This window comes from Pseudomonas sp. DY-1 (genome assembly GCF_003626975.1).
Classification (GTDB): Bacteria; Pseudomonadota; Gammaproteobacteria; order Pseudomonadales; family Pseudomonadaceae; genus Metapseudomonas.
The window spans coordinates 3376820-3389639 of record NZ_CP032616.1; the positions used below are offsets into that span (position 1 = coordinate 3376820).

13 protein-coding genes are annotated in these 12820 nt (G+C 63.0%); 2 read left to right on the top strand and 11 right to left on the bottom strand.

Going from position 1 to position 12820, the window contains the following annotated elements; all coding sequences use genetic code 11:
• Positions 1-33 precede the first annotated feature (33 nt).
• Together D6Z43_RS15920 and lipA are read left to right on the top strand one after the other, a co-directional pair.
• The gene (locus tag D6Z43_RS15920; RefSeq protein ID WP_120653118.1) at positions 34-1341 is read left to right on the top strand and encodes a lytic murein transglycosylase; all 1308 of its coding nucleotides are present in this window, start codon (positions 34-36) and stop codon (positions 1339-1341) included.
• 142 nt (positions 1342-1483) lie between these two features.
• The gene (lipA, locus tag D6Z43_RS15925) at positions 1484-2536 is read left to right on the top strand and encodes a lipoyl synthase (RefSeq protein ID WP_120653119.1); all 1053 of its coding nucleotides are present in this window, start codon (positions 1484-1486) and stop codon (positions 2534-2536) included.
• 103 nt (positions 2537-2639) lie between these two features.
• Here lipA and lipB read toward each other — a convergent pair whose 3' ends face one another.
• From lipB to D6Z43_RS15980, 11 genes are all read right to left on the bottom strand, one after another.
• Positions 2640-3266 carry a lipoyl(octanoyl) transferase LipB gene (lipB, locus tag D6Z43_RS15930; RefSeq protein WP_120653120.1) on the bottom strand — a complete coding sequence of 209 codons (627 nt, stop codon included), beginning with the start codon at positions 3264-3266 and terminating at the stop codon, positions 2640-2642.
• A complete protein-coding gene (locus D6Z43_RS15935; RefSeq protein WP_120653121.1) occupies positions 3266-3547 on the bottom strand; it encodes a DUF493 domain-containing protein in 282 nt (93 codons plus the stop codon). Before D6Z43_RS15935 ends, lipB begins: the two co-directional genes overlap by 1 nt.
• A 74-nt stretch (positions 3548-3621) precedes the next feature.
• On the bottom strand, positions 3622-4785 hold the full coding sequence (locus D6Z43_RS15940; RefSeq protein ID WP_120653122.1) for a D-alanyl-D-alanine carboxypeptidase family protein: 1164 nt from the start codon (positions 4783-4785) through the stop codon (positions 3622-3624).
• Positions 4786-4845: 60 nt separating this feature from the next.
• On the bottom strand, positions 4846-5856 hold the full coding sequence (locus D6Z43_RS15945; RefSeq protein ID WP_120653123.1) for a septal ring lytic transglycosylase RlpA family protein: 1011 nt from the start codon (positions 5854-5856) through the stop codon (positions 4846-4848).
• 3 nt (positions 5857-5859) lie between these two features.
• Positions 5860-6849: a lytic murein transglycosylase B gene (gene mltB / locus D6Z43_RS15950; protein WP_162945903.1), complete on the bottom strand. Its 990-nt coding sequence runs from the start codon at positions 6847-6849 to the stop codon at positions 5860-5862.
• Positions 6850-6884: 35 nt separating this feature from the next.
• Positions 6885-8030: a rod shape-determining protein RodA gene (gene rodA / locus D6Z43_RS15955; protein ID WP_120653125.1), complete on the bottom strand. Its 1146-nt coding sequence runs from the start codon at positions 8028-8030 to the stop codon at positions 6885-6887.
• Positions 8027-9925: a penicillin-binding protein 2 gene (gene mrdA, locus D6Z43_RS15960; RefSeq protein ID WP_120653126.1), complete on the bottom strand. Its 1899-nt coding sequence runs from the start codon at positions 9923-9925 to the stop codon at positions 8027-8029. The genes rodA and mrdA overlap by 4 nt, the downstream gene beginning before the upstream one ends.
• Before the next feature lie 9 nt (positions 9926-9934).
• Entirely contained in the window at positions 9935-10402 is a 468-nt protein-coding gene (gene rlmH / locus D6Z43_RS15965; RefSeq protein ID WP_044872302.1) for a 23S rRNA (pseudouridine(1915)-N(3))-methyltransferase RlmH, read from the bottom strand.
• 12 nt (positions 10403-10414) lie between these two features.
• Entirely contained in the window at positions 10415-10768 is a 354-nt protein-coding gene (rsfS, locus tag D6Z43_RS15970; RefSeq protein ID WP_120653127.1) for a ribosome silencing factor, read from the bottom strand.
• A gap of 22 nt (positions 10769-10790) precedes the next feature.
• Entirely contained in the window at positions 10791-11435 is a 645-nt protein-coding gene (nadD, locus tag D6Z43_RS15975; RefSeq protein WP_120653128.1) for a nicotinate-nucleotide adenylyltransferase, read from the bottom strand.
• Positions 11435-12700 carry a glutamate-5-semialdehyde dehydrogenase gene (locus D6Z43_RS15980; RefSeq protein WP_120653129.1) on the bottom strand — a complete coding sequence of 422 codons (1266 nt, stop codon included), beginning with the start codon at positions 12698-12700 and terminating at the stop codon, positions 11435-11437. The genes nadD and D6Z43_RS15980 overlap by 1 nt, the downstream gene beginning before the upstream one ends.
• Positions 12701-12820 lie beyond the last annotated feature (120 nt).

Below are 12820 nucleotides of genomic sequence, written 5' to 3' on the forward strand. Positions count from 1 at the left end.
CGCGGCTTGATTCGTCTGCCTCGAGACTTGCGTATGTTCGATGCCCCCGTCCCCGGCCTGATGTTCCGCAGCCTGGCCGTGGCTTCTGCCCTCACCCTGCTCAGCTCCTGCGCCGATGCACCGGCCCAGAAATCCGCTACTACGCCCCTGCCCCAGGCGAGCCAGCCTGCCAGCAAACCCGCCGCAACGCCCGCACAGATTCCGGTGCAAATGCCCGCCATCAGCTTCAACGCGTGGCGCGACGGCTTCCGCCGCCAGGCCTTGGCCCAAGGCATTGATGCCAGCACCTTCGACCGAGCCTTTGCCGGTATTACCCCGGACCCGAGCGTAATCACCGCTGACCGCAGCCAGCCCGAATTCACACGGCCGGTCTGGGAGTATCTGGAAGGCGCCATCTCTCCCTATCGCGTGCGCAAGGGACAGGCACTGATTACCGAGCACGCTGCGACGCTGGACGCCATCGAGCAACGATTCGGCGTGGATCGCGAGCCATTGGTGGCCATCTGGGGCATGGAAAGCAGCTTTGGCCAGTTCATGGGCGACAAGTCGGTGATCCGCTCCCTGGCCACCCTGGCCTACGAAGGCCGTCGTCCCGAATTCGCCCACGCGCAACTGCTGGCTGCCCTGCAGATCCTCCAACACGGCGACATTCAGCCCGGCAGCATGCTTGGGTCCTGGGCCGGCGCCATGGGTCAGACCCAGTTCATCCCGACAACCTACAACAGCCATGCGGTGGACTTCGATGGTGATGGTCGCCGCGACATCTGGAGTTCCTCGGCCGATGCCCTGGCCTCCGCCGCCCACTACCTCCAGGCCTCAGGCTGGCACAAAGGCCAACCCGCAGCACTGCAGGTTCAATTGCCGCAGGGCTTCGACTACGCCCACGCGGACGGAGACATCCGTAAACCCGTGGCGCAATGGCAAGCGATGGGCGTGCAAGTCGGCCCGCAAGGCGCGGGCCTCGGCAACGACAGCGCTTCTTTGCTTTTGCCAGCCGGCCACCGCGGACCGGCCTTCCTCGTGCTGGATAACTTCCGCGCCATCCTCAAGTACAACAATTCCTCGTCCTACGCCCTGGCGGTCAGCCTGCTGGGCGAGCGCTTCGATGGCCGTGGCCAGCTCACTGGTAGTTGGCCTCGCGACGAGCGTCCGCTGAGCCGCAGCGAACGAGTGGAGTTGCAGGAGTCCCTGGCCGGTGCCGGCTTCAACCCGGGTGCTGCGGACGGCATCATTGGCGCCAATACCCGCAAGGCGATCCGCGGCTACCAGCAACGCCTGGGCTGGCCGGCAGACGGCTACCCAAACCTGGATCTGCTCAAGCAGTTACGTGAAGGGCGCTGAGGCGCCCAGCCCTTTTTCGCGATAGCACGCGCTCCCGTCTCCAGACGGCTGCGAGCTCGTGCAAACGCCTTTGTGATAAACTGCGCCACCCCTTTTTGCCCCTGCGGCAGCCAACGGAGCCACCAGCGGAGCCAGATTTCCGATGTCCGATACAGACTCGTCCAAACACGTCGCCAGCGGCGAAAAGTTCCGTACTGCTCAGGGCATCACCGCAATCAAGGATGGCCAGAAGCGTCGCGCCTCGGCCGAACCCCAGGTGTTCGAGCCCAAGCCCAAGTGGTTGCGGGTAAAGGCACCGGGCGGCAGCCGCTTCGAGGCGGTCAAGCGCAATGTTGGCGAACATCGCCTCAGCACCGTGTGCCAGGAATCGCATTGCCCGAACATGGGTGAGTGCTGGTCCAACGGCACAGCCACCATCATGCTGATGGGCTCGGTATGCACTCGCGCCTGCCGATTCTGTGCCGTGGACACTGGCAATCCGAATGGCTGGCTGGATCTGGAAGAACCGCAGAACACTGCCAAGTCGGTCGAGCTTATGGCGCTGCGCTACATCGTGCTGACCTCGGTGGACCGCGATGATCTCGATGACGGCGGCGCCAGCCATTACACTGCCTGTGTGCGCGCCATCAAGGAGCGTACGCCGAAGGTGGTCGTGGAAGCCCTGACCCCCGACTTCAATGGCGACTCCAAGGCCATCGAACGAGTGGTGGACTCTGGCTTGGAGGTATTCGCGCAGAACGTCGAGACCGTCAAGCGCCTGACCCACGTGGTGCGCGACCCGCGTGCCGGCTACGAGAAAACCCTGCGCGTACTGGAGCATGCCAAGCGCCATCGTCCGGACGTGCTGACCAAGACCAGCCTGATGCTCGGGCTTGGTGAGACGGACGAAGAAGTCATCGAGACCATGGATGACCTGCGTGCAATTGGCGTGGACATCCTGACCCTCGGGCAATACCTGCAACCCACTCGCAACCACCTGCCGGTCAAGCGTTGGGTCAGCCCCGAGGAATTCAACCGCTTCCGCGATATCGGCCTGGAGAAGGGTTTCATGGAAGTCGCAGCCGGTCCGCTGGTGCGCTCCAGCTACAGGGCCGACCGGGTGTTCGAGAAGAACAACCTGGGCTTGGCTGCACCGGTACCGGTACCGGGCCAGGCCTTGGACCCGAGTATCATTCCCGCGCTCAATCTGGGCTGAGCAGGAACTGCCCAGCCCGGCGATGCGTTCAGCGAGGTTGAATAAACGAAAAGGCCCCCTCTCCCGATGGGAGAAGGGGCCTTCTTTCTTCCGGGAAGTGCCTCTACTGCGTGTAACCCAGCCGCCGGCGCAGTGCCTGCTCAAGGTGCTGTGCCACCTCATCGAGCTGCGGCGGCGTCTCGATCAGGTCCTTGAGCTGCACCATCTTCAACCCGGCGTAACCGCAAGGGTTGATCCGCCAGAAGGGCGACAGGTCCATGTCTACGTTAAGCGCCAGGCCGTGGAAGGAGCAGCCGCGGCTGACACGCAGCCCCAGTGAGGCGATCTTGTCGCCGTTGACATAGACGCCAGGGGCATCAGCCTTAGGCGCTGCCTCGACACCGTAGATCGCCATTACATCGACCAGGCTCTGCTCAAGAGCCGTCACCAGCTCGCGCACACCCAGCCCCAGCCTACGCAGATCCAGCATCACGTAAGCCACCAGTTGGCCGGGGCCATGGTAGGTAACCTGACCGCCGCGCTCGACCTGGATCACCGGGATGTCGCCCGTCTCCAGCAGATGCTCAGCCTTGCCGGCCTGGCCCTGGGTGAACACCTGGGGATGCTGCAGCAGCCAGATTTCGTCGGGAGTTCGCTCGTCACGCTCGGTAGTCAGACGGCGCATCGCTTCCAAGGTCGGCAGGTAGTCCACCAACCCCAGATATCGCACGATGAGTTCGGCAGAAGTCACTAGAGGACCATATGCACGCGGCCAGTGGCACGCAGGTCGACATGGATCGCCTGCAACTGGTCTACGCCAGTGGCGGTGATCAACACTTGCACCGAGAGGAATCGCCCATTACGGCTATCGCGAATCACCAAGGTGGCAGCGTCGAAGTCAGGAGCGTGGCGCTGGATGATTTCGATCACCAGGTCGGCAAAGCCTTCCCCAGAGTCGCCGATCACCTTGATAGGGTAGCGCTCGCAGGGAAACTCGATTTTCGGGGGTTGTACGTCAGGAGTATCGGTCATGGCGGCGGCGGACTCGTGGTCCGCGATGCGGACGCCCCGTCCCCCTTCAGGGTGAGAGGCGTCGGCTCAGAAGGTCAGTTGAACAGGCCGTAGAAGAACAGGCGGATGCTATCCCACAGGCGGCGGAAGAAGCCACCTTCCTCAACGGTTTCCAGGGCGATCAAATCGGCACTGTGGACAACCTGGTCTTCCATCTTGACCTCCACCTTGCCGATTACATCACCCTGCTTGATGGGGGCGACCAGTTGCGGATTCAAGGTCATGCTGGCCTGCAGTTTCTTGATCTGGCCCTTCGGCAGGGTCAGGGTCAGGTCCTGGGCCAGGCCAGCCTTGGCTTCGCGGACGGCGCCTTTCCACACCTGGGCTTTCGCCAGCTCGGCACCCTTCTGGTAGAAGGTCTGGGTTTCGAAGAAGCGGAAGCCGTAGGTCAGCAGCTTCTGGGTTTCGGCTGCACGGGCCTGCTCGCTGTTGGTGCCGAACACCACGGCGATCAGGCGCATGTTGTCACGTACGGCGGAAGCCACCAGGCAGTAGCCGGCCTCGTCAGTGTGGCCGGTCTTCAGGCCGTCGACGGTCTTGTCACGCCACAGAAGCAGGTTGCGGTTGGGTTGCTTGATGTTGTTCCAGAAGAATTCCTTCTGGGAGTAGATGGCGTAGTGGACAGGATCTTCGTAGATGATCGCGCGGGCCAAGGTCGCCATATCGTGAGCAGTGGAGTAGTGCTCAGGGTTGGGCAGACCGGTGGCGTTCATGAAGTGGCTGTTGCTCATGCCGAGCTTCTCGGCAGTGGTGTTCATCATGTCGGCAAAAGCGTCTTCGCTGCCGGCGATATGCTCGGCTACGGCCACGCTGGCGTCGTTGCCAGACTGGATGATGATGCCGTGCAGCAGGTCACTCAGGGTTACCTGGGTGTTCACCTGGACGAACATGCGCGAGCCGCCGGTGCGCCAGGCGTGCTCACTGATGGTGACAGGGTCGGACTCGCCAATCTGGCCCTTGCGGATCTCCAGGGTGGCGATGTAGGCGGTCATCAGCTTGGTCAGACTCGCCGGAGGCAGGCGCTGGTCGCCGTTGTTCTCGACCAGGACCTGACCACTCTGGGCGTCCATCAGCACATAGGATTTGGCGGCCAGTTGCGGCGGCGACGGGATGATCTGCTGGGCCGCCATGGAGACCGGCGCGACGATGAGCAGGGCTGCGGGCAGAAGTAAGCGTTTGGCAAAGCTGAAGATGTTCATCCGTCTCTCTGAGAAGTAGCTAATGGTCTAACAGGCCCTTGCGGGCAAAAGAAGAAGCCGTCAGTCCGGCTTCACCAGGGTGGGTTGGCCGAGGTTGGCCAGGCGCACGGAGTTCTGCACGTCTTGTGCTTCACCCTGAGTTCCGATCGGCCCCAGGCGTACCCGGTGCAGTATCTGCTGGTTGCGCACGACCGAGCTGATGAAGACTGGCGCACTCACCGTCTCGCTCAGCTTGGCCTTGAGGAGTTCCGCAGCGTCCGGATTGGCGAAGGCGCCCACCTGGAGATACAGGCCAGACGCTGCGAGTGAATCGTTTTTTTTTGCGTCGATCTGCACGGGCAGGACGGCGGCGGCATGCTGCTGCGGCGGCGGGGTGTACTGCTCGATTGGCGCGCTGGCAATCTGGGCGACAGGCTGGGGCTGGACCTGTGGTTTCGCCTGAGCGGCCATCTTCGGCTGGGCGAGGACCATGGGCACCGGGCGACCTTGGGCAGCCCACCACTCATGAGGATCAATGCCCTCGACCTTGACGCGGGCGGTGCCGGTTTCGGCATAGCCGAGCTTCTTCGCCGCAGCGAAGGACAGGTCGATGATGCGGTCGGAGTAGAACGGACCACGGTCGTTGACCCGCAGAATCACACTGCGGCCGTTATCGAGGTTGGTCACCCGGACATAGCTTGGCAACGGCAAGGTCTTGTGTGCGGCGGTCATGCCGTATAGATCATAGGCCTCGCCGTTGGCAGTGGCCTGACCGTGGAACTTGGTGCCGTACCAGGACGCCGTGCCAACCGCCTGATAACGACGCGCGTCGTTCATCGGGTAGTAGGTCTTGCCCAGCACGGTATAAGGGTTGGCCTTGATCGAGCCGTAATGCGGCATGGGCACGGCATCGGGAATGCGCGAGACGTCGACGTCCCACCATGGCGCGCCGTCCCTGTGTGGACGCGCGTAATCGCCGGGACCGGAAATCTGCCCGCCGGGTTGGACCGGTTCCGGCGCTCGGCTGCTCGAGCAGCTAGCCAGCAACAATGCTACGGCGCCATAGACGGCGACTCTTATCGGTTGTGGCATCGGTTAACGCCCGCCCCTTGCGTTGACCAGCAGTTCGGATAGCTGATGCACTGCCATGGAGTACATCACGCTGCGATTGTAGCGGGTAATGACGTAGAAGTTCGGAAGTCCCATCCAGTACTCCGCCCCCTCGTCACCCTCCAGCTTGAAAGCCGTAACCGGCACATCATCGCGCAGTGCGTCGCTGCTTGCCCAGCCCAGCGCCCTAAGATCGCCGACGTTCTTCACCGGGTCCAGCCCCTGGGTCAACCCTTCGTCGATTCGATCCCCACGAACCTTGGCGCGGGTGACCACCGGTGCACCAGCGACCCAGCCGTGGCGCTTGAAATAGCTGGCAACGCTGCCGATGGCATCCACCGGGTTATTCCAGATATCGATGTGGCCGTCGCCGTCGAAGTCCACGGCGTAGGCGCGGAAGCTGCTCGGCATGAACTGTGGCAAGCCCATGGCGCCAGCGTAGGAGCCCTTGAGCATCAGCGGATCGACCTGCTCTTCGCGAGCCAGCAGGAGAAACTCCTTGAGCTGCTTGCGGAAGAAGTCGGCACGCGGTGGGTAATCGAAGCCGAGGGTGGACAGCGCGTCGATCACGCGGAAGTTGCCGGTATTGCCACCATAGAAAGTCTCGACGCCGATGATCGCGACGATGACCTGGGCCGGTACGCCGTATTCCTTCTCGGCACGAGCCAGGGCCTCGGCATGCTGGCTCCAGAAGGTCACGCCTTTCTGGATTCGCGCCGGGGTGATGAAGATCGGGCGGTATTCCTTCCAAGGCTTGACCCGCTCGGCAGGCCGGGAGATGGCGTCGAGGATGGACTGCTTGCGCTCCACTTCACGGAACAGCTCCACCAGTTGCTCACCGGCGAAACCGTAGTCACGGGTCATCTCGGCGACGAACTCGGCCACCTGCGGCGATCCCTCGTAGTCCCCGGAAAATGCAGGTGCGGCTGCCCCCAGCAGTCCCACCAGGGCGGCCCCGGAGGCTGCCAACTGCATCCATTTGCGCAGTGCTTTCAAATCATTCACTCGTTTCAAACCTGGGCGATCCATTTGCGATGGGTATGAATCGCCATCAACACCCCAAACCCTGACAGCAGCGTCACCAGATGGGTTCCGCCGTAGCTAATGAAGGGCAGGGGCACCCCCACGACCGGCAGCAGTCCACTGACCATGCCGATGTTGACGAACACGTATACGAAGAAGGTCATGGTAAGACTGCCTGCCAGCAGCTTGCCGAACAGGGTCTGCGCCTGGGCGGTGATCACCAGGCCACGGCCAATCAGGAGCAGGTAGACCAGAAGCAGCAGGCAGGCGCCCACAAGGCCGAACTCTTCGCCGAGGACTGCAATGATAAAGTCCGTGTGACTTTCGGGCAAAAAATCCAGGTGCGACTGGGTGCCCAGCAGCCAGCCCTTGCCGAACACTCCACCCGATCCGATGGCGGCCTTGGACTGGATGATGTTCCAACCAGTACCCAGCGGATCGCTCTCCGGATCGAGGAAGGTCAGTACGCGCTGTTTCTGGTAATCGTGCAGGACGAAGTACCACATGGCCACCGCCACTGGCACCACCGCAGCCACAGCCCCGACGATCCAGCGCCATTGCAGACCGGCCATGAACAGCACGAAGGCGCCAGAAGCCAGGATCAGCAAGGCGGTGCCGAGGTCGGGTTGCTTCAGGATCAGCACGAAGGGCATCAGGATCAGCACCAGACTGATGGCGATGTGCTTGAGCTTCGGCGGCAGGTTGTGCCGCGACAGGTACCAGGCGATGGTCGCCGGCATGATGATCTTCATGAATTCCGAGGGCTGGAAGCGGATCACGCCGGGAATGTTGATCCATCGAGTGGCCCCCATCGCCGTGTGCCCCATGATTTCCACCACCACCAGCAACGCTACGCCGATCACATAGGCCAGGGGCACCCAACGTGCCATGAAGCGTGGTTCGAACTGGGCGATGACGATCATCGCGCCGATACCCAGACCGAAGGAGCTGGCCTGCTTCATCAGCAAGTCCCAATGCTTGCCGCTTGCCGAATAGAGGACGAACAGGCTACCGGCCGCCAGCATCAGGATGATCAGCAGCAGCCAGCCATCAATGTGCAGACGCTGCAGGAGCGTGGCGCGGCGCTTGAGCACGTCCTCCTGGGAGATGGTGCGGTCGAAGTTGCTGTTCATCGAATGGCGCTCTGCTGTTCAGCCAGCGGCTGCGGTGGTCTGAACTCGGGTTTCAACTGGCCATCCTCACCGAGGAGCCAGGCATCCATCACCTGCTTGACCACAGGTGCGGCAACGCCGGAACCGGACTCACCGTTCTCCACCATCACCGCCACGGCGATCTTCGGATCCTCGGCCGGGGCAAATGCGACGAACAGGGCATGGTCGCGATGGCGTTCCTGCACCTTGGAGCGGTCGTACTTCTCGCCCTGCTTGATGGCCACCACCTGGGCGGTACCGGACTTGCCGGCGATACGGTAGACGGAGGAAGCGCCGACCTTGTGCGCCGTACCTCGGGCACCGTGGACCACCTGTTCCATGCCGTTGCGGCCTGCATCCCAGTATTTCGGATCGCGCAGGATGATATCCGGCATCGGATTCGGGTCGATCGGCGGTTGCCCCTCGATGGTCTTGGCCAGGTGCGGACGAATCCATTTTCCCCGGTTGGCCATGAGCGCCACGGCTTGCGCAAGCTGAAGCGGCGTGGACTGCATGTAACCCTGGCCAATGCCGAGAATGAGGGTTTCACCCGGATACCAGGCCTGGCGATAGCGCGCACGTTTCCAGTCACGCGACGGCATCAGGCCCGGAGACTCCTCGAACATATCGAGGGCCACGCGCTGCCCGAAGCCGAAGCGGCTCATGTAGTCATGAAGGCGATCGATGCCCATTTTATGAGCAAGATCGTAGAAGTAGGTGTCATTTGACCGCATGATCGCGGTTTCCATGTTCACCCAGCCGTCACCGCTGCGGTTCCAGTTCCGGTATTTGTGGTCGTAGTTCGGCAGTTGGTAGAAGCCCGGATCGAACACACGCGAGGCCGGAGTAACCACGCCCGCGTCCAGGCCGGACACAGCCACCATCGGCTTGATGGTCGACCCTGGCGGATACAGGCCGCGCAGCACACGGTTGTAGAGCGGCCGGTCGATGGAATCACGCAATTCGGCATAGGCCTTGAAGCTGATGCCGGTGACGAAAGGGTTGGGGTCGAAGCTCGGCTGGCTGACCATGGCCAGCACGTCACCGCTGGAAGGCTCGATCGCGACGATGGCGCCACGCCGACCGGCCAAAGCTTGTTCGGCCGCTTCCTGCAGACGCACATCGAGGGTCAGGACCAAGTCCTTGCCGGGCTTCGGGTCAGTTCGCTTGAGCACGCGCAACACGCGGCCACGGGCGTTGGTCTCGACTTCCTCGTAGCCCACCTCTCCGTGCAACTGGTCTTCGTAGAAGCGCTCGATGCCGGTCTTGCCGATGTGGTGCGTACCGCTGTAGTTCACCGGATCGAGCTGCTTGAGCTCCTTCTCGTTGATCCGCCCGACATAGCCCACGGAGTGCGCGAAATGCGCGCCCTGCGGGTAATGGCGCACCAACTGCGCAACAACATCCACGCCGGGCAGGCGGAATTGGTTCACCGCCACGCGAGCGATCTGTTCTTCAGTCAGCTCGAACAGGATGGGAACCGGCTCGAAGGGCCGCCGCCCCTGCCGCATGCGCTTCTCGAACAGTGCGCGATCATCTGGCGTCAGCTGCAGCACCTCGACTATCACATCGAGGGTCTTCTCCCAGTCGGCAGCCCGCTCACGAGTGACGCTGAGACTGAAGCTGGGCCGGTTGTCGGCGATGATCACGCCATTGCGGTCGAAGATCAGCCCGCGCGTGGGCGGAATCGGCTGCACATGGACGCGATTGTTCTCGGACAGCGTCGAGTGGTACTCGTACTGGATCACCTGCAGGTAATAGAGACGGGCAATCAGTACGCAGGTCAGCAGCACCACCGCCACCGCGCCCACGACCACGCGCTGACGCACCAAACGGGCGTCTCTTTCATGGTCCTTCAGGCGAATCGGTTGCGGCATGGACTGGGCTTACTTGTGATAGGGGTGGCCGGACAGCACGGTCCAGGCACGATAGATCTGTTCGCCGATGAGGATGCGAACCAGCGGATGCGGCAACGTCAGCGGCGACAACGACCAACGCTGCTCGCTGCGCGCGCAAACCTCCGGGGCCAGCCCTTCCGGGCCACCGACCATGAGGTTGACGGTGCGCGAATCGAGGCGCCAGCGGTCCAGTTCAGCGGCCAGTTGCTCGGTGCTCCAGGGCCGACCTTGGACTTCCAGGGTAACGATGCGTTCCCCCGGTTGAACCTTGGCCAGCATGGCCTCGCCCTCCTGGCGGATCATTCGCGCCACGTCGGCATTCTTGCCACGCGTGGTCAGCGGGATCTCCACCAGTTCCAGGCTGAGCTCGGAAGGCAGGCGCTTGACGTACTCGTGCCAGCCCTCTTCCACCCAGCGCGGCATCCGCGTGCCAACGGCGATCAGACGTAGACGCAAAGGACGCCCCGCTTACTCGTGGCTGTGATGGGCGCGGCTCTGCTCGGCGCCCTGCCACAGGCGCTCCAGGTCGTAGAACTGCCGGGTGGCGACCTGCATCACATGCACCACGACATCGCCCAGGTCCAGCAGGGCCCACTCGCCGCCGTCCAGGCCTTCGCTGCCCAGGGGACGCACGCCTTGCTCCTTGACCTTCTCCAGCACGTTTTCGGCCAGGGACTTGACGTGACGGCCGGAGGTACCGCTGGCGATCACCATGAAATCAGTGATGCTGGTCTTGCCACGCACGTCGATAGTGGTGATTTCCTGACCTTTCAGGTCTTCCAGGGCCGCGATTGCGACCTTGACGAGTTCTTCGTTTTGCATCGGGTTCAACTACCTCAGTGAATCAGTTCGTCGCACGGTAAAGGTCGTGCGCATGGATATAGGCCAATACGGCGTCGGGCACGAGATAGCGCACCGAGCGCCCCTCCCCCAGCAATTGGCGAATCTGGGTGGCGGAAATTGCCAAGGGGGTCTGCCAGACAAAAGCTATCTGCCCGGCTGCCCCCTGCAGGGATTGAGGATCGACAGCGCTACGCGCCGCCAACAGGTCACGCAGGTCTTCCGGGGCCTCGCTGTCGGCATCCGGTCGTTGCAGGACCAGGATGTGGCAATGGTCGAGCAGCTCGCTCCAGCGATGCCAGCTCGGCAGTCCACAGAAAGCATCCCAGCCGACCAGCAGGAACAGCTGGTCATCGGTGCCCAACTCGGCACGCAGGGACTCCAGCGTCTCGATCGTCCAGGATGGGCGCTCGCGCTTGAGCTCACGATCATCCACCACCAGCGGCGCGACACCGCCCACCGCCAGTTGCACCATTTCCAGTCGCTGGGTCGCGGACACCCGCGGGCTGTCGCGGTGCGGCGGCCGAGCACTGGGAATCAGACGCAGCTCATCGAAGCCGAACTGCTCGGCCACCTCTACGGCGCTGCGCAGATGACCGATGTGCACAGGATCGAAAGTGCCGCCGAAGAGACCGATGCGCTTACCCATCAGGTGCGTACGTGACCGTCGCCGAAGACCACGTACTTCTCGCTGGTCAGACCTTCCAGACCGACCGGCCCGCGGGCGTGCAGCTTGTCGGTGGAAATGCCGATCTCCGCGCCCAGGCCGTACTCGAAGCCATCGGCGAATCGGGTCGAGGCGTTGACCATCACCGAAGCGGAGTCCACCTCGGTGAGGAAGCGCCGGGCATCACTGAAGTTCTCGGTGATGATGGCGTCGGTGTGCTGCGAGCCGTAGGCATTGATGTGCTGGATGGCCTGGTCGAGGCCGTCGACGATACGGATCGAAAGGATTGGCGCGTTGTACTCGGTGCGCCAGTCTTCTTCGGTCGCCTCCAGCACGTCATTGCCCAGCAAGGCACGAGTGGCCGTGTCGCCACGCAGCTCCACGCCCTTGTCGCGGTAGATGGCGGCCAGCGGTGGCAACACGCGGGCGGCAATGCCCTCGTGAACCAGCAGGGTTTCCATCGTATTGCACGGCGCGTAGCGCTGGGTCTTGGCGTTGTCGGCCACGCGAATCGCCTTGTCCAGGTCGGCGGCAATGTCGATGTAGACGTGGCAGATGCCGTCCAGGTGCTTGATCACAGGCACCTTGGCCTCACGGCTTATGCGCTCGATCAGGCCCTTGCCGCCGCGCGGGACGATCACGTCCACGAACTCCGGCATGCTGATCAGCGCGCCCACGGCAGCACGGTCGGTGGTTTCCACCACTTGAACCAGCTCGCTCGGCAGACCGGCTTCGGCCAGCCCCTTCTGAATGCAGATGGCGATTGCCTGGTTGGAATGGATGGCCTCGGAACCGCCGCGCAGGATGGTGGCGTTGCCGGATTTCAGGCAAAGGCTGGCGGCATCGATGGTCACGTTCGGCCGCGACTCGTAGATGATCCCGATCACACCCAGCGGCACGCGCATCTTGCCCACCTGGATACCGGACGGCAGATAGCGCATGTCACGGATCTCGCCGATGGGGTCCGGCAAGGTGGCGACCTGGCGCAAGCCCTCGATCATGTCGTCGATGCGTGCCGGGGTCAGCGCCAGGCGATCGAGCATGGCTGGCTCGAGACCGTTGGCCCGGCCGTTGGCCAGGTCCTGCTCGTTGGCGGCGGACAGCTCGGCACGGGCTGCATCCAGGGCATCGGCGGCAGCCAGCAGGGCGCGGTTCTTCTGCGCGGTGCTGGCACGGGCGGCCACGCGCGAGGCAGCGCGCGCGGCGCGGCCAAGGCGGGTCATGTAATCGAGAACGGACTCGGTCATGGTCTCGGGTTCTGGCGAAAGGAAAGCGGCTGATTATAGCGGCCACGCTCGCCCGCGCCCAGCGGCGCCGGGCGGATGGTAGACAGGCCATTCCATGGGGCTTGCCGGTAACGACACAAG